A 22,556-nucleotide genomic window follows, 5' to 3' on the forward strand; every position below is an offset into this window, starting at 1 on the left:
CCGCAGGGCCGGCCTGCGGCGCGCGCCCGCCGCGGACGGCCGCGCGCACCATGTCGGCCCGGCGTCCCGGTTCCTAGCGTGGAACCCATGATCACAGCGATGACCGGGGCCGCCGAGTGGGCGACCGACCTGATGGACCGGCTCGGCGCCCCCGGCGCGGGCCTCGCCATCGCCCTGGAGAACCTGTTCCCGCCGCTGCCGAGCGAGCTGATCCTGCCGCTCGCCGGCTTCACCGCCGCGCAGGGGCGGATGAGCCTGGCCGCCGCCCTGGCCTGCACCACCCTCGGGTCGGTGCTCGGCGCCCTCGCCCTGTACGGGATCGGGGCGGCGGTCGGCCGCGACCGGGTGCGCCGCTGGGCGGACCGGCTGCCGCTGGTCAAGGTCGCCGACCTGGACCGCACCGAGGCGTGGTTCGCCCGCCACGGCGGCAAGGCGGTGTTCCTCGGCCGGATGGTGCCGATCTTCCGCAGCCTCGTGTCGGTCCCGGCCGGCGTGGAGCGGATGGCGATGGGCCGGTTCCTGCTCTATACCGCCGCGGGCAGCCTGATCTGGAACACCGCCTTCGTCGTCGCCGGGTACGTCCTCGGCGACAGCTGGCGGGCCGTGGAGGGCGTCGTCGGCGCGTACGCCAAGGTCGTCCTGGCGGTCGCGGGACTCGCCGCGGCGGCCTTCGTGGCGGTCCGGATCCTGCGGGCGAGAGAATTGCGGCGTGACCGCGTCGGCTAGATGGACCCGCCCGCTGCGCGCGGTGGCGGGCCTCGCGCTCGGGGCCGCCACCGCCGCGGCCGAGCTCGCGCTGCTCGCCGTCGCCGCGCCGCTGCTGGTCTACGCCCTCGCCTTCGCCCGCGGCGGCCACCGCGTCCCGGCGGCGCTCGCGCGCGCCGCCGGCCGGCTCACCGAGCTGGAGCGGCGCCGCCTCGCCGCGTTCCTGGACTACCGCGACACCACCCCCTACGGGCCGCTGAAGGCGATCGCCTACCTGACGCTGCGCGTCCCCGTCGGCCTCCTCGGCGGCGCCATCCTCGTCCTCGTCGGCTACGGCGCCGAGCTCGCGGTGCGGCTCGCGGCCGGCTGGTGGATCACCGGCGACCACCTGGACGGCATCCCGCCCGCCTGGTGGATCGTCGGCTACCTCACCGTGCTCGGCGCCGTCCTGCTGTTCCTGGCGGTGCAGGGCCTGCTCGGCGTCGCGCTGCTGGAGCGCCGCGTCGCCCGCGCCGTCCTCGGGCCGAGCCCGCTCGCCGAGTACGAGGCGCGCATCGCCCACCTCGCGACCAGCCGCGCCGAGGTCGTCGACGCCGTCGACGACGAGCGCCGCCGCATCGAGCGCGACCTGCACGACGGCGTCCAGCAGCGCCTCGTCGCCCTCGGCATGCTGATCGGCCGCGCCCGCCGCGCCGGCGACGGGGACCGCCGCCGCGACCTGCTCGCCCAGGCGCACGAGGAGTCCCAGCGCGCCCTCGCCGACCTCCGCGAGGTCGCCTGGCGCGTCTACCCCGCCGCGCTCGACGGCGAGGGCCTCCGCACCGCCCTGGAGACCGTCGCCGAGCGCTCCCCGCTGCCCGTCGAGATCGACTACGCCGTGCCGGGGCGGCCCCCGCACGCCGTCGAGACCGCCGCCTACTTCGTCGTCACCGAGGCCGTCACCAACGCCGCCAAGCACTCGGGGGCGACCCGGGTGCGCGTCGCCGTCGGCGGGGACGCCAGGATGGTGCGGGTGCGCATCGAGGACGACGGCGGCGGCGGGGCCGACCCCGCGGGCGGCGGCCTGGCCGGCCTGGCCCGGCGGGCGGCCGCGCTGGACGGCGTCCTCACCGTGGCGAGCCCGCCCGGCGGGCCGACCGTGATCGAGGCGGAGCTGCCGTGCGGGTGACGCTCGCCGAGGACTCCACCCTGCTGCGCGAGGGCCTCGTCCGGCTGCTCGCCGAGGAGGGCCACCGGGTCCTGGACGCGGTCGGCGACGGCGCGGCGCTGCTCGCCGCCGTCGAGCGCGAGCGGCCCGACGTCGCGGTGGTCGACGTGCGGATGCCGCCCACCCACACCGACGAGGGGCTGCGCGCGGCGCTGGAGGTCCGCCGCCGCTGGCCGGGCGTCGGCGTCCTGGTGCTGTCGCAGTACGTCGAGCGCCGCTACGCCACCGAGCTGATCACCGGCGCGGCGGGCGGCGTCGGCTACCTGCTGAAGGACCGCGTCGCGCAGGTCGACGAGTTCCTGGACGCGCTGGAGCGGGTCGGCGCGGGCGGCGCCGCGTTCGACCCCGAGGTCGTCCGGCGGCTCCTCGCCCGCGGCGCGCACGCCGACCCGCTCGCCCGCCTCACCCCGCGCGAGCGCGAGGTCCTCGACCAGATGGCGCAGGGACGCACCAACGACGCCGCCGCCGCGCAGCTGCACATCTCGCGGAGCGCGGTGGAGAAGCACGTCAACGCGATCTTCGACAAGCTCGACCTGTCGCACGCCGAGGGCTACAGCCGCCGCGTGCTCGCGGTGCTGCGCTACCTCGGCACCTGACGGGGGGCGCGGCGTGGCATCGTGGTCCCCGCAACGATCGGCGAGACGAGGGGGCACGGACATGGTGGGCAGCCTGGACTGGACGGCGGCGGGCGGCGCGGGGGACCTCCTCGCCCCGCCCGTGGCGGCGGCGGTCGGCGCCGTGGCGGACGCGCGCGCCGCCGAGATCGACCCGGGGCTGGCCGACACCGCCGCGTTCTGCGAGCACTACGGCGTGCCGATGGAGGCGAGCGCCAACTGCGTCGTCGTCGCGGCCAAGCGCGGCGGCGAGACCACCTACGCGGCCTGCATGGTCCTGGCGACCGATCGCGCCGACGTCAACGGCGTCGTCCGCAAGCACCTCGGCGCCCGCAAGGTCTCGTTCGCGCCCATGGACGACGCGACGAGCCGCACCGGCATGGAGTACGGCGGCATCACCCCGGTCGGGCTGCCCGCCGGCTGGCCGATCCTGGTGGACGAGGCCGTCGCGGCGGCGCCCGAGGTCGTCATCGGCAGCGGCCTGCGCCGGTCCAAGCTCCTCGTCCCCGGGAAGGCCCTCGCCGCCCTCCCCGGCGCCCAGGTCATCGCCCTCGCCCAACGCTGACCGCCCCGCCACCGCCCGCCCGTGACGCCCGGCCGGCTCGCCCGCGCGGCGTGGGGGGCGGGCGATCAGGGCCGGCGTGGCTGTTTCGGGAAGGGGTGCGGGATGGGTGAGGGCGGCGGGGCGGACGTGGCGGGGCTCATCGCGCGGGCGCTCGCCGGGGAGGACGGGCTGCGCGTCCGGCAGGACGGGGACGCCGTCGAGCTGCGTGACGGCGGGCTGCGCGTCCTGGCCGGGGCGCCCCTGCCGCAGGAGCGCGGGGCGGGCGTGCGGGTGCCGATCGGGGTCGGGCACGCGGCGTGGGCGGGCGCCCTGGCCTGGGACCAGGCGGTGGGGATCGCCGAGGGGGACCGGAGCCCCGTCGAGCGGGCCGTCGACGGGTGGCTGCGCCACGTGCTCCCGGTGTTCGCCGCCATGGCGCTGCCGGGCAGCGCGCCGGCCGCGGCGGTCCGGACCGAGCGGATCAGCGGCGGCGGCCGGGCCGTCGACGTTCATTACGGCCCGGTCGCGATACGGGATTTCGGTGGGATCGCGGCGGAGATGGGGAGGGCGGCCGCGGAACGTCCCCCGGCGGGGGAGGTCGTGCGCGAGCTTTTCACCGGTTACGCCCTGCCGGAACGTCCGGTCTGGCTGTCGTCCTTCCACGCGCGCGGCGGATCCGCGCCGGTCGCCGAGGTCGTCCTGCTCAACCGGGACACCGGTGCCGCCTTCGCGCACGCCGCCGACCACCTGCCCTGGGGCGGGCGGGGCTCGGTGCGGTCGTGGGCGCTGGTAGTGCCCACCGGCTGACCGGCGCGTTTTTTCGGCCGTTCTGTTATGAGAGATTCGGTTATGTCGTTGATCGCGGTCGCCGCGCCTGCGTGGAGCCGCCCGCTGCGGGTAGGAGCACCCCGTGATCGCCGCACCGGTGGCGCCTTGACGTCGCGGTGTCAAGCGGTGCGGAACCCACGGCGGGCCGCCCCGGCGGGCGCGGCGGCCGTCCAGGCAGGTCGGAGGAGACGGAACAGTGGTGTCGCGCGGGAGTGAGTTCGTGGTGGTGGCCAACCGGCTGCCGGTGGACCGGGTGGCCGGCGAGGACGGCGTCCCCTCGTGGCGGCGCAGCCCCGGCGGGCTGGTGAGCGCCATCGCGCCCGTCATGCGCCGCCGCGAGGGCACCTGGGTCGGCTGGTCGGGCGCCGCCGACGAGGAGCTGGAGCCCTTCGACGAGGACGGCATGCACCTGGTGCCGGTCCGCCAGAGCGCCGAGGACGTCCAGCTCTACTACGAGGGCTTCTCCAACGCCACGCTCTGGCCGCTCTACCACGACGTCATCGCGCCGCCGGTCTACGACCGCGCCATGTGGGACGCCTACGTGCGCGTCAACCAGCGCTTCGCCGACGCCGTCGCCAAGGTCGCCGGCAAGGGCGCCATCGTGTGGGTGCAGGACTACCAGCTCCAGCTCGTCCCGCAGATGCTGCGCGAGCTGCGCCCGGACCTGCGCATCGGGTTCTTCCTGCACATCCCGTTCCCGCCGACCGAGCTGTTCATGCAGCTCCCGTGGCGGCGCCGCATCCTGGAGGGGCTGCTCGGCGCCGACCTCGTCGGGTTCCAGCTCCCGGGCGCGGCCGCCAACTTCGTGCGGCTCTGCCGCCAGCTGCTCGACGCCAAGACCGTCAAGCAGGACGTCGTGCTGGACGACCGGACGGTCCGCGCCCGCGCGTTCCCGATCTCGGTGGACGTCGACGAGCTGCGCGAGCTCATCGCCCGGCCCGAGGTGCGGCGCCGGGCCGAGGAGATCCGCGAGGACCTCGGCGGCGGCACCGTCCTGCTCGGCGTGGACCGGCTCGACTACACCAAGGGCATCACCCAGCGCCTCCAGGCGTTCGGCGAGCTGTTCAGCGACGGCGGCCTGAAGCCGGGCGAGGCGGTGTTCGCCCAGATCGCGACGCCGAGCCGCGAGCGCGTCGAGCAGTACCAGATCCTGCGCGACCAGATCGAGCAGCAGGTGGGGCGGATCAACGGCGAGTACGGCGAGCTCGGCGCGCCGGTGATCCACTACCTGCACACCTCCTACGACCGCGAGGAACTCGCCGCGCTCTACCTCGCCGCGGACGTCATGGTGGTGACGCCGCTCCGGGACGGCATGAACCTGGTCGCCAAGGAGTACGTCGCCTGCCGCGAGGACCTGCACGGCGCCCTCGTCCTCAGCGAGTTCGCCGGCGCCGCGCCCGAGCTGCGGCGCGGCGCGTTCATGGTGAACCCCTACGACATCGACGGGCTGAAGGAGACCATGCTCGGCGCGATCCACGCCGACCGGGCCGACCAGGCCCGCCGGATGCGGGTCATGCGGAAGCGCGTCATCGAGCACGACGTGGACCGCTGGGCGCAGGAGTTCCTGTCGGCGCTGGAGCACACCCCCGAGCACGTGCCCGCCTGACCCCGGACGCGACGACGCCCCGGCCGCACGCGGCCGGGGCGTCGTCGCGTCCCGCGGTACCGCTCCCGGTCAGGCGAGGTCGAAGCTCGCCCAGACGGCCTTGCCGCCGCTGCCGAGCGGCGCGAAGCCCCAGGCGGCGGCGAGCGCGCCGATGACGAGCAGGCCGCGGCCGCCCTCGTCGAACTCCTCGGCCGCGGGGGAGACGGGCTCGGGCGTGCGGGCGCTCGGGTCGCTGACGGTCACCACCAGGCGGCGCGGGTGGGCGAGCAGCACCAGCTGGATCGGGCCGGACGCCGCGCCCTGCTGATCGCGCAGGCCGTGCCGGAGGGCGTTGGTGACGAGCTCGGAGACGACGGTGACGACGTCGTCGGCCGGGCCGTCGGCGTCCCAGCCGGCGAGCGTCGCGCGCGCGAAGTCGCGGGCGGACGCCGGCGCGGACCGGTCGGCGCGGAGGACCAGCCGCGCGGTGCGCGGCGCGCCCTGATGCGGCGCCGGCCAGAGCCCGCGGAGCCCCGCGTCGGGCGCGGGCTCCGCCGTCCGCTGCGCGTGCACGGGCAGGTCGAGATGCCGGTGCGGGCGCCCGCGGTCGGCGGTGACGACGTATGCCTGGTCAACGATCATTGTCAAACCCCAAGCGAGCGGGTGGGTCGTGCGCGGGCGTTCGCTATCTTGCTCTTCACGCCGTGCAGATGCAAGGCCGTCTGCAAGAACGAATGCACGTGCATCTCGTACCATGGCCCTGGGGGCGGGGCGAGATCGCGGCCTCCCGCGAGGGGGGCGTACACGCCTGGAGGGGGCAATGATGGACGGCGAAGAGCTGTCGTACGGCGGGCCCCGGGACACCGGCCCGCACGACCTGGTCTGGCAGAAGAGCCGCCGCAGCAACCCGAGCGGCAACTGCGTGGAGATGGCGGCGCTCCCGAGCGGGGACATCGCGGTCCGCAACTCGCGCTACCCGCAGGGCCCGATCCTCGTCTACACGCGGGCGGAGGTGGAGGCCTTCGTGGGCGGCGCGAAGGACGGTGACTTCGATCACATGCTGGTCTGAGCGACTTTTCAAAGATCGTTCCAACGCTGTCAACCCGCCCCGCCGGCGGCCCCCGCGGCACCGCCCGCAGCACGCGGGGCACCCGCGAACGCCGGGCCGCCCGGCGCGACCCGGAACGGAACGGCCGGCACCCCGTTCGCCCGCCGTCCCCGCCCCTCGCGCAGAGCGACCCGGCACCCGCCCGCTCGCCCGCCCCGCACCCCGGCCCCTGCCCCCGGTCCTCCTCCGAGCCCCGCGTCGTCCTCACCCGCCATGACCACCCGGTCGCCCAAAGTTGACTTGCGGCGTGTTGGGCACTTTCGATCTTCAAAGTGCCCAACACGCCGCATCTCAACGGTTGGTGACCGGATGGTCGCGGGAAAGGGGGAGGCCCCGGACACGGGGTGTCCGGGGCCTCGGTGGGGTGCTGGTGCAGGTCAGTGCATCATGACGGGGACGGAGTCCTCGCTGGCCGGGGTGGCGGTCTTGCGGCGGGGGAGCAGCAGGGCCGGCACGAAGGCGAAGGCCAGCAGGACCAGCGACCACCAGTAGGTGCTCTGGAACGCGTCGGCCATCTTGTCCATCACCTGCGCGAGGACGTTCGGCGGGATCGAGCCGGGGGCCGGGGCCTCCGAGCTCGCCGACGAGCCGAGGCCGCGGTTGGACAGCTCGGTGGCGAGCAGCACCGCGATGAAGGCGGTGCCGATCGAGCCGGCGACCTGCTGGATGATGTTCAGCGCGGTCGAGGCGCGCGGCACCTCGTCGTGCTGCAGGGTGGCCATCGCGGCCGACATCGTCGGCATCATGGTCATGCCCATGCCGAGGCCCATCACGAACAGCGCGCCGCCGAGCGCCCAGTAGGACGAGTCCGCGGTGATCTGCGTGGCGAACCCGGCGACGCCGAGCACCACCAGGGCGAGGCCGACGAGGACGACCTTGCCGGCGCCGATGCGGTCGGTGAGCTTGCCGCCGACCGGCATGGTCAGCATCGCGCCGAAGCCCTGCGGCGCGAGCAGCAGGCCGGAGGTGAACGCCGACTCGCCGCGCACCGTCTGGTAGTAGAGCGGCAGGACGAGCATCGCGCCGAAGAAGGCGCAGGCGAACAGCGCCAGGGTGCCGGACGCGGCGGCGACCGAGCGGCGGCGGAACAGCCGCAGGTCGATCAGCGGGTTGCGGTTGCCCTTGCGCAGCGCGTGCACGGCGAAGCCGATGACCAGCACCGCGCCGAGCACCGTGGTGACCAGCACGTTCGGGCGGCCGAAGTCCTGCTTCTCGGCGCCGGTGGCCAGGCCGTAGATGAGGCAGGCGAGGCCGGGCGACAGCAGCAGCAGGCCGAGCACGTCGAGGCGCTCGGCGGCGCGCGGCGCGTCCTTCTTCAGGATGCGCGCGGAGAGCACCAGCGCGAGGGCGCCGATCGGCACGTTGATGTAGAAGATCCAGCGCCAGGACACGTCGTCGACGAGCCAGCCGCCGAGGATCGGGCCCGCGATCGGGCCGAGCAGCATCGGGATGCCGACGATGCTCATCACCTGGCCGACCCGCTGCGGGCCGGCCGCCTGGGTCAGGATCGTCATGCCGGCCGGCATGATCATGCCGCCGCCGAGGCCCTGCAGCACCCGGAAGGCGATGAGCGACTTGTCGTCCCAGGCCATGCCGGCGAGCGCCGAGCCGAGCACGAACAGCGCGATCGACAGCATGTAGAGGCGCTTGGTGCCGAACCGGGCCGAGGCCCAGCCGGTGACCGGGATGACGGTGGCGAGCGCCAGGGTGTAGCCGGTGGCGACCCACTGGATGGTGGCGATCGGCGCGTCGAAGTCCTGGGAGAGGTGCTTCAGCGCGACGTTGACGACGGTCACGTCCAGGATGGACATGATCGCGCCGAGCACGACGACCATGGCCACCGCGATCACGCCGCGATCGAGCCCTTGGCCGGCCGGTGGCTCTGCGGGGCCGTCCGCGGTCGAGGGGGACGCGGGTGAGGTCACGAATCTGATCCAATCGTCGGGCCCGCGAGGTGCGCAGGCTGATGGCCTTTGGGGGGATGTGGGAGCACCGCTGCAAAATACTGCAGCGACTGACACTTTCGCGAACGGATTAACCCGCCCTGGATTCTCAGTATTCCGGGCGGGTCTGACATTTCTGCATCGGGGCGGGTGGCCCACCTGGGACGCCCCCCGCCCGAACGCGCCGCGGGGGCAAAGTGCTATGACGGATCTGACAGGCGATCCGGTCCGCCGGGTGAGGCTCCGCCCGGCCCGGGACGCGCGAAGGCCCCGGGGCGGCGGGAGGAGGATCCGCCGCCCCGGGGCCTGGTCCGGGGGTCGTGCGCGAGGACGTCAGGCGTCCACGAGCACCGGGGTGTAGTGCGCGGCGCCGTCGCCCTCGACGGCGTAGCTGGTCTCGCCGGTGACGCCGGCCGGCAGGTCGCCGGCGACGGTGACGCGGCGCAGCTCGCGGGGCAGGTCGCCGTAGTCGTCGGGCGCGTAGTGCTGGGTGATGCGGTTGTCGAACAGCACCAGGTCGCCGACGTTCCACTCCACCCGCAGGACGTTCTCCGGCCGGGTGACGTACGCCTGGAGCAGCCGCAGGATGTCGCGGGACTCGGTCCCCGACAGCCCGACGAGCTTCTGCGCGAACCCGCCGATGAACAGGCCGCGCTCGCCGGTGACCGGGTGGACCCGCACGACCGGGTGCGCGCTCTGGTAGCGCCGGGAGGTGAAGGTCTCGCGGTACTCGGCGGCCTTGCCGGTGTTGGTGCGCGGCAGCGCGTAGTCGTAGTCGTTGGTGTGCACCGCCCAGAGCCGGTCGGCGAGCTCGCGGAGCGGCTCGGGCAGGTCGGTGTAGGCGGTCGCGGCGTTGGAGATCAGGGTGTGGCCGCCGCGCGGCGGGACGGTGAGGGCGCGCAGCGTGCTGAGCGCGGGCGGCGTCACCACGAACGTGACGTCGGTGTGCCAGACGTTGGAGCGGATGCCCTCCTCGCCGGACACCGGCAGGATGTCGGGCTGGCCGTCGACCGACGGGACGGTCGGGTGCGCGCGCGTCAGCTCGCCGAACCGGCGGGCGAAGCGGAGCTGGCCCGCGTCGTCGAGGTGGGCGCCGCGGAACACCAGGGCCTTGTGGCGGTGCAGGGCGTCCAGGAGGGACTCGGTGGGGATCGCGTCCAGGTCGGCGCCGGACAGCTCGGCGCCGATGCGGCCGCCGATGCGGCGGATCTCGGTCATGGTCGGTCCTTCCTAGCGGCGGGTGGAGGGGTCGGCGAGCCGCAGCAGGAGCCGCAGCAGGCCGTCGAAGGCGAAGCCGAGCACCGCGATCTCGGCGATGCCGCTGAAGATCAGCGGGGTCTGCAGGTAGTTGCCGGCCTGCAGGATGAGGAACCCGACGCCGCCGGTCGCGGCGATCATCTCGGCGGCGATGATGCTGGTCCACGCGCCGCCCATGGCGATCCGCATGCCGGTGATGACGCCGGGCGCCGCGGCGCGCAGCCGCACCCGCAGCATGGTGCGGACGGGGGACGCGCCGAGGCTGCGGCTCGCGTTCAGCAGGTCGGCGGGGACGGCGTCCAGTGCGCCGAGGGTGGCGATGGTGACGACCGGCAGCACGCCGAACAGGATCAGCACGACCTTGGAGGTCTCGCCGATGCCGAACCAGACCACCAGCAGCGGGATGAACGCGATGGGCGGCAGCGGCCGGACCACGCCGATCAGCGGGTCGGCGAGCTCGCGGACGACCCGCGACCCGGCCATCGCCGAGCCGAGCAGGATCCCGCCGGCGCTGCCGATCGCGAACCCGGCGAGGATGCGCCCGGTGCTGATCAGCGCGTCCTCCACCAGCGTCTTGCCCTGCACCTCCGGGTAGGTGGTGGTGAGGTACTTGACGAGGGTGCGGGCGGTCTCGGTGACCGTCGGCAGCGTCACCGAGTCGCCGATGGCGCGCGCGGCGAGCTCCCAGATGACCAGGACGCCGGCGAGCGCGGCGGCGCCCATGCCGGCGCGCCGCCACGAGCGGGTCTTGCGGCGGCGCCGGGCCGGGACGGCCGCCGGGGCCTCCGCCTCGATCGTCGTCACGATTCCAGCACCTCCCGGATGCGCCGCTTGGCCTGCACGAACGCCAGCGTCTCGGTGTCGTCGTAGCTGCGCGGCCGGGGCAGGTCGATGTCGATGACGGCCTTGGTGCCGCCGGGCGGCCCCGACAGCACCGCGACGCGGTCGCCGAGCAGCGTCGCCTCCTCCACGTCGTGGGTGACGAACACGATGGTGGTGCGGTGCTCCTGCCAGAGCTCCAGCAGGAACCGCTGCATCGTCGCGCGGGTGATGGCGTCGAGCGCGCCGAACGGCTCGTCCATGAGCAGCACGCGCGGCCGGTTGATCAGGACGCGGGCGAACGCGGCGCGGTGCCGCATGCCGCCCGACAGCTCGTGCGGGTAGGCGTCGCGGGCGTCGGCGAGGCCGACGGTCTCCAGCAGCGCCGCCGCCTCCCGCTCGACCTCGGGGGTGTGCGCGCCGCGCGCCTTCGGCCCGTACAGCACGTTCTGCCAGGTCGTCAGCCAGGGGAACAGCGTCGGCGTCTGGAACAGCACGCCCCGGTCGGGGCCGGGCCCGCGGACGGGCTCGCCGCCGACGAGCACCTCGCCGGAGTCGGCGGGGGTGAACCCGGCCAGGATGTTCAGCAGCGTGGACTTGCCGCAGCCCGACGGGCCGAGCAGGCAGAGGAACTCGCCGGGCGCCACGTCCAGGCTGACGCCGTCGAGGGCGGTGCGCCCGGCGCGGCGCCGGCGGCGGAACGTCTTGGTGACGTCCCGCAGCCGGACGCCGGTCGGCTGCGCGGTGGCGGGGAGGGCGGTCACGGTGCTCACTTGCAGGCGCCCTTCTGCGCCTTGGCCCAGAACGACGGGTCGATCCGCGCGGCGATGTCGGCGTCGGACGGGACGGCCTTCGCGCGGCCCTGCGTGACCAGGAAGTCGGCGGTCAGCTTGAAGGTCTTGGCGAGCTGCCCGGTGCCGGACTTGCCGTCGGCGCCCTGCAGCCAGGAGGTCTCCTCGGCGGCGGGGATGTAGGGGTAGCCCTTGGTCGCCGGGATCGCGTCGGCGGGCTTCACGCCGAGGAACCGGGTCGCGTTGGTGATGTAGGTGTCGGCCTGCGCGCCCTTGGCGAGCGTCTGCGCCTTGGAGACCCGGCAGACGAGCTTCTGCACGGTGTCGGCGTTGTCGCGGGCGTAGGCGGAGGTGACGGCGAGCAGGTTCACCGCCGCGTACCCGAGCTTGGCGATCTCGGCGGCGCTCACCAGCACCTTCGCGTCGTGCTTCTTCAGGTCCAGCAGGAACGCCTGGCTGATGTAGACCGCGTCGATCTTCCCGGCCTTCCAGGCGGCGGCCTCGGCGGCCTCGCTGGCGAAGCTGGCGACCTGCACCTTGCCGGTGAGGTTCTGCGACTTCAGCCAGCCGCGGAGCTGGAAGTCCAGGGTGGAGCCGACGAGCACGCCGACCTTCTTCAGGTCGCCGGGGCCGGAGATCTTGCCGTTGACCGCGAGGCCGGACTCGTCCAGGCTCTCGGCGAACACCACCTTGACGTCGGTGCCGCTGGTGAAGGCGCCGACGAACGGCGGGTTGCCGACGCCGGACACGACGGGGAAGGCGCCGGCCCGCAGCTGGGCCATGCCGGCGACGCCGCTGTCGATCGGCCGCAGCTCGATCTTCGGCAGGCCGGCGTTCAGGTCGCCGTTGCCGGCGACGATGGCCTCGGGGCCGGCCACCGCGCCCTGGAAGTAGCCGATCTTCAGCGGGCCCGAGGCGGCGGCCCCGGAGGAGTGGTCGGCGCACCCGGCGAGCAGCAGCGGCAGGGCGGTGGCGGCGGCGAGGGCTCTCTTGAGCATGGGGGTTCGCTCCTTGGCGAGGGCACGGTGGGCCCTCGTGATCGTGCGGGGGTGGGGATGGACGCGCGGACGGGCGGGTGGACGGCGGGCGTCGCCGGGGCGGACGCCGGGGGTGCGTCAGCCGGAACAGCCGGTGCTGGTGACGCGGGCGAGGTCCACGTGGCGCCGGCGTACGAGCAGGTGTCGAACGCGCATGCCGGTATGACACCACGCCGGCCGCCTCAAATCAACTATTCCTACCGATTTGGTTCACTTTGTGAGCGGCGGCACCCCGGCCCGGTGGCCTGGAGGTCCTCGACTTACTATGTAAAGACCGGCGGCCCGGCGTGCGGGCCGCCGGCCGGGGCCGAGCGGGAGGGCGGGGGAGCGGGCGTCAGGAGGCGGGCAGGCCGAGGGCGCGGGCGATGAGCATCCGCTGCACCTCCGAGGTGCCCTCGCCGACCTCCAGGATCTTGGCGTCGCGGTAGAAGCGGCCGACGGCGTACTCGTTCATGAAGCCGTAGCCGCCGAAGATCTGGGTGGCGTCGCGGGCGTTGTCCATGGCGGCGTTGGAGGCGACGAGCTTGGCGATGGACGCCTCCTTCTTGAAGGGCTCGCCCGCCAGCATCCGCGCGGCGGCGGCGTAGTAGGCGACGCGGGCGGTGTGCGCGCGCACCTCCATGTCGGCGATCTTGAACTGGATCGCCTGGTAGCGGCCGATCTCGCGGCCGAAGGCGACGCGCTCGCGGACGTGGCGCAGGCACTCGTCGACGCAGCCCTGGGCGAGGCCGACCGAGAGGGCGGCGATGGCGATGCGGCCCTCGTCGAGGATGCGCAGGAACTGGGCGTAGCCGCGGCCGCGCTCGCCGAGCAGGTTGGCGGCGGGGACGCGCACGTCGTCGAAGGACAGCTCGCGGGTGTCGGAGGCCGACCAGCCGACCTTGGAGTACTTCTTCCCGACGGTGAAGCCGGGGGTGCCGTTGGGGACGACGATGGTGGAGATCTCGCGGTCGCCGGTGAGGGCGGTGACGGTGACGAAGCGGGTGATGTCGGTGCCGGAGTTGGTGATGAAGGACTTGGATCCGTTGAGGATCCAGGTGTCGCCGTCGAGGCGGGCGGTGGTGCGCATGCCGCCGGGGACGTCGGAGCCGCCGCCGGGCTCGGTGAGGCCGAACGCGGCGAGGCGCTCGCCGGCGACCAGGGACGGCAGCAGCTCGGCCTTCTGCGCGTCGGTGCCGAAGCGGAAGACGGGCATGGCGCCGAGGGAGACGCCGGCCTCCAGGGTGATGGCGACCGAGGAGTCGACGCGGGCGAGCTCCTCCAGGGCGAGGCAGAGGGTGAAGTAGTCGCCGCCCATGCCGCCGTGCTCCTCGGGGAAGGGCAGGCCGAACAGGCCCATCTTGCCCATCGCCGCGACGATCTCGTAGGGGAACTCGCCGCGCTCGTACAGGTCGCCGATGACGGGGGCGACGCTCTCGCGGGCGAACCGCTCGACGGTGGAGCGCAGCTCCTCCTGCTCCTCGGTGAGGCTGAAGTCGATCATGAGTTCTCCTTGGGAGACAGGGCCTGGACGACGCGGGAGGGGCTGGGGCGGCCGAGGCGGGCGGCCATCCACCGGCTGGTGGCGACGAGGGCGGGCAGGTCGGCGCCGGTCTCGACGCCGAGGCCGTCGAGCATCCAGACGAGGTCCTCGGTGGCGAGGTTGCCGGTGGCCGATTCGGCGTAGGGGCAGCCGCCGATGCCGCCGGTGGAGGCGTCGACGGTGGTGACGCCGGCGCGGAGGGCGGCGAGGGTGTTGGCGAGGGCCTGGCCGTAGGTGTCGTGGAAGTGCACGGCGAGGCTGCCGGCGTCGATGCCGGCGGCGGTGTGCGCCTCGATGAGGGCGGTGACCTGGCCGGGGGTGCCGACGCCGATGGTGTCGCCGATGGACAGCTGGGAGCAGCCGAGGTCCATGAGGCGGCGGGAGACCGACACGACCTGGTCGATGGGGACGTCGCCCTCCCAGGGGTCGCCGCAGGCCATCGACACGTAGGCGCGGACGGTGAGGCCCTCGGCGCGGGCGCGGGCGACGACGGGCGCGAACATGGCGATCGACTCGTCGACGGTGCGGTTGAGGTTGCGGCGGGCGAAGGTCTCGGTGGCGCTGCCGAAGATGGCGATGTCGGTGACGCCGTCGGCGAGGGCGCGGTCCAGGCCGCGCTCGTTGGGGACGAGGACGGGGTAGCGGACGCCGGGGACGCGGTCGACGGCGGCCAGCAGTTCGGAGGCGTCGGCGAGCTGCGGCACCCATTTCGGGTGGACGTAGCTGGTGGTCTCGATGGTGCGCAGGCCCGCGGCGGCGAGGCGGGCGACGAACTCGGCCTTGACCTCGACGGGGACGATCGCGTCCTCGTTCTGCAGGCCGTCGCGCGGCCCGACCTCGTAGATCTCGACCCGCGGCGGCAGGCCGTCCAGCGGTACCCGCATCACGCCTCCTCGATCACGGCCAGCACGGCGTCGAGCGCGACCTGCGCGCCGGCGCGTGCGGGCAGCCGGGTCACCACGCCCGCGACGGGCGCGGTGACGGTGTGCTCCATCTTCATGGCCTCGACGACGACGAGCGGCTGGCCCGCGGCGACCGCGTCGCCCTCGGCGGCCTTGACGGCGAGGACGGTGCCGGGCATCGGGGAGCGCAGGACGCCGTCGCCGGTCGCGGCGGCGCCGGCCTCGGCGGTGGCGCGGACGTGGTCGGTGAGCGCCCAGGTGGCGCCGTCGCGGCCGATCCACAGGGTGGCGCCGTCGCGGATCATGGCGAGGGGCAGGGTGCGGTCGCCGTAGGTGAGGGCGTCGCCGTGCAGGGCGGCGGGGACGGGCTCGGCGTCGCCGACGCGGACGCGGGCGCCGCCGGCGCGGCCCTGGACGCGGACCTCGACGGGCTCGCCGCCGGCCGGGGTGATGATCCAGGGCGTCCAGGCGGGGGCGCCGGGGCGCCAGCCGTCGGGGATCGCCCACGGGTCGGGGTCGCCGGTCTCCAGGGACCGCATGCGCTCCAGGGCGGCGGCGGCCAGGACGTGCTCGGGGACGGCGGCGCCGGCGGTGAGGGCTTTCAGGGACCGCTCGACGAGGCCGGTGTCCAGGCGCCCGGCGGCGACCTCGGGGTGCTTGAGCAGCGACCGCAGGAACGCCACGTTGGTGGGGACGCCGAGCAGGGTGTAGGAGGCGAGGGCGCGGTCGAGGCGGGCGAGGGCGGTGGCGCGGTCGCCGCCCCAGGCGATGACCTTGGCGAGCATCGGGTCGTAGGAGCCGCCGACGTCGGTGCCGGTCTCCAGGCCCGAGTCGACGCGGACGCCGTCGCCGGCGGGTTCGGTGAGGGCGAGGACGCGGCCGCCGGTGGGCAGGAACCCGCGGGCGGGGTCCTCGGCGTAGACGCGGGCCTCGACGGCGTGGCCGTGGAAGGCGACCGCGTCCTGGTCGAAGGGCAGCGGCTCGCCGCCGGCGACGCGGAGCTGGAGCTCGACCAGGTCCAGGTCGGGGCGGATGGCCATCTCGGTGACGGGGTGCTCGACCTGGAGGCGGGTGTTCATCTCCATGAAGAAGTACTCGCCGGGCCGGTCGGCGGAGACGATGTACTCGACCGTCCCGGCGCCGACGTAGCCGACGGCGCGGGCGGCGGCGACGGCGCTGGCGCCCATGCGGGCGCGGGCGGCGGCGTCCAGCAGCGGCGACGGCGCCTCCTCGACGATCTTCTGGTGGCGGCGCTGGAGGCTGCACTCGCGCTCGCCGAGGTGGACGGCGCCGCCGTGGGCGTCGGCGAACACCTGGATCTCGATGTGCCGGGGGTTCTCCACGAACCGCTCGGCGAGGAGGGTGTCGTCGCCGAAGGACGTGCGGGCCTCGCGGCGGGCCGAGGCGATGGCCTCGGGCAGCTCGGCGGCGTCGCGGACCAGGCGCATGCCCTTGCCGCCGCCGCCCGCCGAGGGCTTCAGCAGCACCGGCAGGCCGACCTCCAGGGCGGCGACGGCGAGCTGCTCGTCGGTGAGGCCCGGCTCGTCGCGGCCGGGGACGACGGGCACGCCGGCGGCGGCGACCGTCCGCTTGGCGCGGATCTTGTCGCCCATCGCGTCGATGGCGGCGGCGGGCGGGCCGACGAAGACGACGCCGGCGTCGGCGCAGGCGCGCGCGAAGGCGGTGTTCTCGGCCAGGAACCCGTAGCCGGGGTGGACGGCTCTCGCGCCGGTGGCGCGGGCGGCCGCGACGACGGCGCCGATGTCGAGGTAGGAGGGGACGCGGACGGCCTCGTCGGCGAGGCGGACGTGCAGGGCGCCGGCGTCGGCGTCGGTGTGCACGGCGATCGCGCGGACGCCGAGGCGGCGCAGGGTGCGGAACACCCGGACCGCGATCTCGCCGCGGTTGGCGACCAGGACGCTGTCGAACATTGCCACCCTCACATCCGGAAGACGCCGTAGCCGACCGGCTCCAGCGGTGCGTTCGCGGCGGCCGCCAGGCCGAGGCCGAGGACCCGGCGGGTGTCGCGCGGGTCGATGACGCCGTCGTCCCACAGGCGCGCGGTCGAGTAGTAGGGGTTGCCCTGCTCCTCGTACTGCTCGCGGATCGGCGCCTTGAACGCCTCCTCGTCCTCGGCGGACCAGGCGTCGCCGAGCTGGTCGCGGCGCACGGTGGCGAGGACGCTGGCGGCCTGCTCGCCGCCCATGACCGAGATGCGGGCGTTCGGCCACATCCACAGGAAGCGGGGCGCGTAGGCGCGGCCGCACATGGCGTAGTTGCCGGCGCCGAAGGAGCCGCCGATGACGACGGTGAACTTGGGGACGCGCGCGCACGACACGGCCGTCACCATCTTGGCGCCGTGCTTGGCGATGCCGCCGGCCTCGTACTCGCGGCCGACCATGAAGCCGGTGATGTTCTGCAGGAACACCAGCGGCACCGAGCGGCGGTCGCACAGCTCGATGAAGTGGGCGCCCTTCTGCGCCGACTCCCCGAACAGGATGCCGTTGTTGGCGACGATGCCGACGGGGTGGCCGTGGATGCGGGCGAAGCCGGTGACCAGCGTCGTCCCGTACTCCTTCTTGAACTCGCTGAACAGGCTGCCGTCGACGATGCGGGCGATGACCTCGCGCACGTCGTAGGGGGTGCGGGCGTCGGCCGGCACGACGCCGTACAGCTCGGCGGGGTCGGCGGCGGGCTCGGCGGGCGGGGCGAGGTCCCAGGGGCGTGGCTCGCGGGGGCCGAGGGTGGCGACGATGTCGCGGACGATCGCCAGGGCGTGGGCGTCGTTCTCGGCGAGGTGGTCGGTGACGCCGGAGGTCCGCGAGTGCAGCTCGCCGCCGCCGAGCTCCTCGGCGGTGACGACCTCGCCGGTGGCGGCCTTCACCAGCGGCGGGCCGCCGAGGAAGATGGTGCCCTGGCCGCGCACGATGACGGCCTCGTCGCTCATCGCCGGGACGTAGGCGCCGCCGGCGGTGCACGAGCCGAGGACGGCGGCGATCTGGGCGATGCCGCGGCCCGACAGGGTGGCCTGGTTGTAGAAGATGCGGCCGAAGTGCTCGCGGTCGGGGAACACCTCGTCCTGGCGGGGCAGGAACGCGCCGCCGGAGTCGACCAGGTACACGCACGGCAGCCGGTTCTGCAGGGCCACCTCCTGCGCGCGCAGGTGCTTCTTGACCGTCATCGGGTAGTAGGTGCCGCCCTTGACGGTGGCGTCGTTGGCGACGACGACGCACTCGCGGCCGGCGACGCGGCCGACGCCGGTGATGATGCCGGCGCCGGGGGCCTCGTCGCCGTACAGGCCGGTGGCGGCGAGGGGGGACAGCTCCAGGAACGGCGATCCGGGGTCGAGGAGGGTGTCCACGCGGTCGCGGGGGAGCAGCTTGCCGCGCGCCACGTGCCGCTCGCGGGACCTGGGCGGCCCGCCCTCGCCGGCCCGGTCGAGGCGTTCGCGCAGGTCGGCGGCGAGTTCCTCGTTGCGGGCGGCGTTGGCCTTGTAGGCCGCCGCGCCGGGGTCGGCGCGGGTGCCGAGTTCGACTCCGGTCATGGTCCCTTCCCCGTTAACGGTCGTTAACAACGCCGATGTTAACGCTCGTTAACAACGGGCGTCTACACTTCGGGCATGACCGACGTGGCGAGCGTGTCCCCCCGGCGCGCCGAGATCCTGCGCGCCGCCGCCGAGCTGTTCGCCCGGCACGGCTACCACGGGGTGTCGATCGGCGACCTCGGCCGCGCCGTCGGGCTGACCGGCCCGGCCCTCTACCGGCACTTCCGCGGCAAGGACGCCGTCCTCGCCGAGATGCTCGTCGACATCAGCGAGCGGCTGCGCGCCGAGGGCGTCCGCCGCGCCGCCGCCGACGACCCGCACGAGGCGCTGGACGCCCTGCTGGCCTGGCAGGTCGCTTTCGCGCTGGACCACCCCGCCCTCATCACCGTGCACGAGCGGGAGCTCGACAACGTCCCCGAGCCGCAGCGCCACCAGATCCGCCGCGTGCAGCGCGCCTACGTCGAGGAGTGGGTGCGGGTGCTGCGGCGCCTGCGCCCCTACGACTCCGACGCCCGTGTCCGCGCGGCCGTGCACGCCTGCTTCGGGCTGCTGAACTCCACCCCGCACAGCGCCGCCGAGCTGGACCGCGCCGCCATGGCCGCCCTGCTGCACGCCATGGGCCGCGCCGCCCTGACCTGCCCCTGACGGCGGCGGAACTCAGCAGGAGGCGGTGCGGCCGTCCAGGGACCGGTCGACGGCCTCGGCGAAGGACGCCGCGTCCACCCGGCCGCCGCCCGCCATCTTCGCCACGCAGCCCCGGAACGTCGCGCTGAAAGAGGCGTAGTGCACCGACTGGGGGCGCGGCTGGGCGCGGGCGAGCGCCTGCACGATCACCTGCCCGAGCCGGGTGAGCTGCGCCCGGTCGGGCAGGACCGTCTCCTCCTGCGCCGGCGTCCCGCCGCCGGACGGCCGGCACGCCTCCACCCGCACGTCGCCGGGGGAGACCCGGTCCGGCGGCCGCAGCCCGAGCGCGGAGTAGCGGGACGGCGCGAACCCGCCGCAGGCGAACAGGTCACGCTCGGCGCCCGCGCTCGTCAGGAAGTCGATGAGGGCGCGCGCCTCCGCCGGGTGCGGGGAGTCCTTGGCGATCGCCAGGTTCTGCCCGCCGAGCACGGTGCGCCCCGGCAGCGCCGACACCTGGAACGCCAGCCCCGCGCCGTCGCGCAGGCTCGGCGTGGCCGCCAGGGAGAAGAAGGCGTAGGGCCAGTTGCGCATCAGCCGCGGCGCGCCCGGCGCGCCGTTCTCGAACGCTTCGATGGACGCCTGCTCGTCGTCGCTCAGGGAACCGCGCAGCGTGGGCGAGGACCGTACACGCTCCGCGAGGCGCCGCACGGCGGGGAACACCGACGTGCGCAGCTCCCCGACGCTCGGCCGGCGGGATCCGGCGAAGCGCGGGTCGCCGTCGTTCCACACCGCCTCCAGGGCGTTGACGGTGAGGCCCTCGCGGTCGGCGAGCTGGGTGACCGTCGGCCCCGCCAGCAGCGCCGGCCAGTCCGCCGGCGCCGCCTGCCCCCGCTTGGCGTACAGCAGGCCCACGTCGAGGTTGAACGGCAGCGCGTACTGCGTGCCGTCGCGGCGGCCGGTCGCCAGGCCCGCGGGGATGAAGTCGGCGTCGGCGGCCTTCCCGAGGGGCCGCAGGTAGCCGAGCTCGGCGAACTGGGCCGTCCAGGTGTTGTCGGTGATCAGGACGTCGTAGGCGCAGCCGCGCGCCTCCAGCGCCGCCTTCATCTCGCTGTACTGCTCGTCGGCCGACGGCGAGACCTCCACCAGGCGGGCCTTCAGCCGCCCCGGGCGGTCGGCCGCCCCGCTGTTCCACTCGCTGATCAGCTGGAGCCGCCGGTCGTTCAGGCTGACGTCGGTGCCGCCGGCCACCAGCAGCTCGCCCCGGCCGCACAGGTCGGGGGCCGCGTCGCGGCCGCCGGGCAGCAGCCGCGGCACGAGGACGGCCAGCAGCATCGCCGCCGCGCCGACCGTCAGGAAGATCCAGTCGCGGCCGACCGGGTGCAGGCGCACGTTCACGATCCTCCACCGCCCGCCCGCAGCTGCTGCAGGAGCTGGGTGGCGTACTCCTGCGCGGTGGACCGCCGCTGCGGCGCGACCCCCGCGCGCGGCGGCGGCGCGGCCAGCGACCAGCACGCCGGCGCGCCGCCCCGTTTCAGGGCGGCGGCGAGCCGCCGCACCGGCGGGTCGCCGCACCCCGACGGCCCCGTCACCACGAACGTCACCCGCAGGTCGGGGTGGGCGGGCAGGAACGAGCGGCGCAGCCAGCCGATCTGGCCGTCCAGATCGGGGTTGCCGGCGGCGCTCTGTCCGTCGGTGACCACCAGCAGCTCCTGGCGGCCCGCCGCGACGTAGGTCTGCGCGATCGCCCTGGTGAGCGCCAGGTCGGCGCCGGTCGGCGTCACGCCCTGGAGCGCGTCGGCGACCCGCTTCTTCTGCTCGGGGGTGGTGTCGCCGGGCGGCACGCTCGTCAGGACCTTCGCGGGGTCGGCGCCGGCGCCGCTGAAGAACGTCAGCGCGATCCGGTCGGTGCCCTGGGTCTGGGCGGCCAGCTCCTGGAGGAACGACGTCGCCGCGGCCAGCCGGCTGCTCCCGCCCCCCGAGGCGTCGCCCATCGACTGCGACTGGTCGAGCGCCACCGTCAGCGACACCGGGCGGCGGGCCTGCCCGACGCGGTCCAGCGTCGCCCCCACCGCGGGCGCCTTCCCGCCGGCGACGGTGAGCGGCAGCGCGTCCTCGCCCGTGCCGAGCGCGGCGCGCAGCCGCGTCACCTCATGCCCGCCCTGGGTGTCGCCGGGCGCGACGCCGCTGCCGTCGCGCAGCCCTTGCGACAGCAGCGGATGCCCGTCCAGCCAGTCGCGCAGCGCCTTGACCGCCTCCTCGCGCGCCCCGTCGTCCTGGCCGGGCCAGCGGACCTGCACGAACGGGAAGTCCAGCACGGGCAGGTCGGCCGAGTACACCGGATACAGCACCCACGGGTCGTCCTGCGCGCGCGCGGCCCCGGCGGCGGGCGCGGCGCCGCACGGGGTGTCGCCGAGAGCGCGGCCGGTGTCGTAGTCGTACAGCGCCTGCTCGGGCACCGCGACCGCGATGCTCGGCGGGCTCTGCCCGCCGCCCGCCGCCGCCGTGCGCAGCCGGCAGAGCAGCGACGGCACGTCCGGTTCGGTGAAGGTGGGGTCGAACAGCTTCTCCTCGGCGCCCGCGTCCGACCGCTGCGAGGGCTTGGACGGGCCCGCCGCGACGTCGTAGACCGCCGCCGTCGCCGCCAGCGCCGCCGTCGAGGTCTCGGGCACCGGACGGGCGATGCGGGTGCGCACGCCCGCCAGCCCCGCCAGCACCTGCGGCAGCGGCTGCTGGTTCGGCAGCTTGACCGCGCTCGGCAGGCCGTCGTACTGCGGCTTGAACACCCCCAGCACCATCGGGGAGGTGCCGAGGGACACCGGCGCCGACCCCGGCGCGGACGCCGGCCCGAACCGCGGGGCGTCGCCGCCCGACCCGCCCTTGCCCGCGGCCGCGACATAGGCGTACTCGGCCGTGGAGGAGGGGATCCACACGTCCGGCTGCGGGCCGAACAGCTGCCGGTCCGACGCGGTCTCGGCGCTGCGCCACTGGGTGGTGAACCCGGTGTAGGCGGCGATCGGGCCCTTATCGGCGGAGATGTCCAGGGCGTAGCGGGCGCACCCGTGGCGCGCGCTGTCGCGGACGAACCCCCCGGCGGCCTCGCGCAGCCCGGTGAGCAGCTCGGGCGCCGCCAGCACGCGCAGCTGCAACGGCGGCGAGCACGGGCGGTGCGCCGTCCACACCGCCGCGACCCCCTGCACGGCCAGCAGCACGAGCGCGACGGCGCCCGCCCCGACCCCGCCCCACACCAGGGCCCCGCCGACGCGCTTGAGCGAGGCGACGACCGACCGCGCGGACACGCTGGTGGCCGGAAGGACCGCGCCGACCATCGTGACCAGCAGGAAGACCGCCGCGGCGACACCGGCCGCGATCCGCCAGGGGCCGCTGCTGAAGGGCGACAGCACGAGCGCGCCGAGCGCGCTGATGCAGAGCTCGACGACGAGCGTCCGCGACAGGCGCCGAGGGTCCTCCCCGGTCCGCCGGCCCCGCCCGCCGTCCTCCCGACCCTGCCCCTGACTCATCCAGGCCC

20 protein-coding genes are annotated in these 22,556 nt (G+C 74.8%); 8 read left to right on the plus strand and 12 right to left on the minus strand.

Annotated features, from left to right (window positions below):
* Positions 1 to 87 precede the first annotated feature (87 nt).
* The 6 genes from K1Y72_RS24595 (at position 88) to K1Y72_RS24620 (ending at position 5,504) form a co-directional block, all read left to right on the plus strand.
* The gene (locus tag K1Y72_RS24595; RefSeq protein ID WP_258573605.1) at positions 88 to 726 is read left to right on the plus strand and encodes a DedA family protein; all 639 of its coding nucleotides are present in this window, start codon (positions 88 to 90) and stop codon (positions 724 to 726) included.
* Positions 710 to 1,873, plus strand: coding sequence for a histidine kinase (locus K1Y72_RS24600; RefSeq protein WP_308287208.1), 1,164 nt, complete (start codon positions 710 to 712; stop codon positions 1,871 to 1,873). Before K1Y72_RS24595 ends, K1Y72_RS24600 begins: the two co-directional genes overlap by 17 nt.
* Positions 1,864 to 2,508 (plus strand): response regulator, encoded by a 645-nt coding sequence (locus K1Y72_RS24605; RefSeq protein ID WP_220168826.1) that lies wholly within the window; start codon positions 1,864 to 1,866, stop codon positions 2,506 to 2,508. Before K1Y72_RS24600 ends, K1Y72_RS24605 begins: the two co-directional genes overlap by 10 nt.
* Before the next feature lie 61 nt (positions 2,509 to 2,569).
* Positions 2,570 to 3,091: a YbaK/EbsC family protein gene (locus K1Y72_RS24610; RefSeq protein ID WP_220168827.1), complete on the plus strand. Its 522-nt coding sequence runs from the start codon at positions 2,570 to 2,572 to the stop codon at positions 3,089 to 3,091.
* Between the two features lie 102 nt (positions 3,092 to 3,193).
* Complete coding sequence (locus K1Y72_RS24615) at positions 3,194 to 3,877, plus strand: DUF6348 family protein (RefSeq protein ID WP_220168828.1); 684 nt, start codon at positions 3,194 to 3,196, stop codon at positions 3,875 to 3,877.
* 220 nt (positions 3,878 to 4,097) lie between these two features.
* Positions 4,098 to 5,504, plus strand: a complete 1,407-nt coding sequence (locus K1Y72_RS24620; RefSeq protein WP_220168829.1) for an alpha,alpha-trehalose-phosphate synthase (UDP-forming) — start codon at positions 4,098 to 4,100, stop codon at positions 5,502 to 5,504.
* Between the two features lie 69 nt (positions 5,505 to 5,573).
* Here K1Y72_RS24620 and K1Y72_RS24625 read toward each other — a convergent pair whose 3' ends face one another.
* Entirely contained in the window at positions 5,574 to 6,125 is a 552-nt protein-coding gene (locus K1Y72_RS24625) for an ATP-binding protein (RefSeq protein WP_220168830.1), read from the minus strand.
* 178 nt (positions 6,126 to 6,303) lie between these two features.
* On the opposite strand from K1Y72_RS24625, the gene K1Y72_RS24630 reads away from it, so the two are divergent.
* The gene (locus K1Y72_RS24630) at positions 6,304 to 6,552 is read left to right on the plus strand and encodes a DUF397 domain-containing protein (RefSeq protein ID WP_220168831.1); all 249 of its coding nucleotides are present in this window, start codon (positions 6,304 to 6,306) and stop codon (positions 6,550 to 6,552) included.
* A gap of 416 nt (positions 6,553 to 6,968) precedes the next feature.
* Here K1Y72_RS24630 and K1Y72_RS24635 read toward each other — a convergent pair whose 3' ends face one another.
* From K1Y72_RS24635 to K1Y72_RS24675, 9 genes are all read right to left on the minus strand, one after another.
* Complete coding sequence (locus K1Y72_RS24635) at positions 6,969 to 8,441, minus strand: DHA2 family efflux MFS transporter permease subunit (RefSeq protein WP_372452987.1); 1,473 nt, start codon at positions 8,439 to 8,441, stop codon at positions 6,969 to 6,971.
* A 426-nt stretch (positions 8,442 to 8,867) separates the two neighbouring features.
* On the minus strand, positions 8,868 to 9,752 hold the full coding sequence (locus tag K1Y72_RS24640) for a TauD/TfdA dioxygenase family protein (RefSeq protein WP_220168833.1): 885 nt from the start codon (positions 9,750 to 9,752) through the stop codon (positions 8,868 to 8,870).
* Positions 9,753 to 9,764: 12 nt separating this feature from the next.
* On the minus strand, positions 9,765 to 10,595 hold the full coding sequence (locus tag K1Y72_RS24645) for an ABC transporter permease (RefSeq protein ID WP_308287209.1): 831 nt from the start codon (positions 10,593 to 10,595) through the stop codon (positions 9,765 to 9,767).
* On the minus strand, positions 10,592 to 11,383 hold the full coding sequence (locus K1Y72_RS24650; protein ID WP_220168834.1) for an ABC transporter ATP-binding protein: 792 nt from the start codon (positions 11,381 to 11,383) through the stop codon (positions 10,592 to 10,594). Before K1Y72_RS24650 ends, K1Y72_RS24645 begins: the two co-directional genes overlap by 4 nt.
* Positions 11,380 to 12,399, minus strand: a complete 1,020-nt coding sequence (locus K1Y72_RS24655) for a type 2 periplasmic-binding domain-containing protein (RefSeq protein WP_220168835.1) — start codon at positions 12,397 to 12,399, stop codon at positions 11,380 to 11,382. The genes K1Y72_RS24650 and K1Y72_RS24655 overlap by 4 nt, the downstream gene beginning before the upstream one ends.
* 373 nt (positions 12,400 to 12,772) lie before the next feature.
* The gene (locus tag K1Y72_RS24660; RefSeq protein WP_220168836.1) at positions 12,773 to 13,921 is read right to left on the minus strand and encodes an acyl-CoA dehydrogenase family protein; all 1,149 of its coding nucleotides are present in this window, start codon (positions 13,919 to 13,921) and stop codon (positions 12,773 to 12,775) included.
* The gene (locus K1Y72_RS24665; RefSeq protein ID WP_220168837.1) at positions 13,918 to 14,844 is read right to left on the minus strand and encodes a hydroxymethylglutaryl-CoA lyase; all 927 of its coding nucleotides are present in this window, start codon (positions 14,842 to 14,844) and stop codon (positions 13,918 to 13,920) included. The genes K1Y72_RS24660 and K1Y72_RS24665 overlap by 4 nt, the downstream gene beginning before the upstream one ends.
* On the minus strand, positions 14,844 to 16,793 hold the full coding sequence (locus tag K1Y72_RS24670; RefSeq protein ID WP_220168838.1) for an acetyl/propionyl/methylcrotonyl-CoA carboxylase subunit alpha: 1,950 nt from the start codon (positions 16,791 to 16,793) through the stop codon (positions 14,844 to 14,846). The genes K1Y72_RS24665 and K1Y72_RS24670 overlap by 1 nt, the downstream gene beginning before the upstream one ends.
* A gap of 8 nt (positions 16,794 to 16,801) precedes the next feature.
* Positions 16,802 to 18,406 carry a carboxyl transferase domain-containing protein gene (locus K1Y72_RS24675; protein WP_220168839.1) on the minus strand — a complete coding sequence of 535 codons (1,605 nt, stop codon included), beginning with the start codon at positions 18,404 to 18,406 and terminating at the stop codon, positions 16,802 to 16,804.
* Between the two features lie 75 nt (positions 18,407 to 18,481).
* Here K1Y72_RS24675 and K1Y72_RS24680 point away from each other — a divergent pair, with 75 nt between their 5' ends.
* Positions 18,482 to 19,051: an SACE_7040 family transcriptional regulator gene (locus K1Y72_RS24680; protein ID WP_220168840.1), complete on the plus strand. Its 570-nt coding sequence runs from the start codon at positions 18,482 to 18,484 to the stop codon at positions 19,049 to 19,051.
* A gap of 12 nt (positions 19,052 to 19,063) precedes the next feature.
* On the opposite strand, the gene K1Y72_RS24685 is transcribed toward K1Y72_RS24680, so the two are convergent.
* Complete coding sequence (locus K1Y72_RS24685) at positions 19,064 to 20,419, minus strand: extracellular solute-binding protein (protein WP_220168841.1); 1,356 nt, start codon at positions 20,417 to 20,419, stop codon at positions 19,064 to 19,066.
* A 2-nt stretch (positions 20,420 to 20,421) separates the two neighbouring features.
* Entirely contained in the window at positions 20,422 to 22,548 is a 2,127-nt protein-coding gene (locus tag K1Y72_RS24690; protein ID WP_220168842.1) for a vWA domain-containing protein, read from the minus strand.
* Positions 22,549 to 22,556 lie beyond the last annotated feature (8 nt).

Source organism: Actinomadura parmotrematis, assembly GCF_019458805.1.
In the GTDB taxonomy this organism is placed as follows: Bacteria; Actinomycetota; Actinomycetes; order Streptosporangiales; family Streptosporangiaceae; genus Spirillospora; species Spirillospora parmotrematis.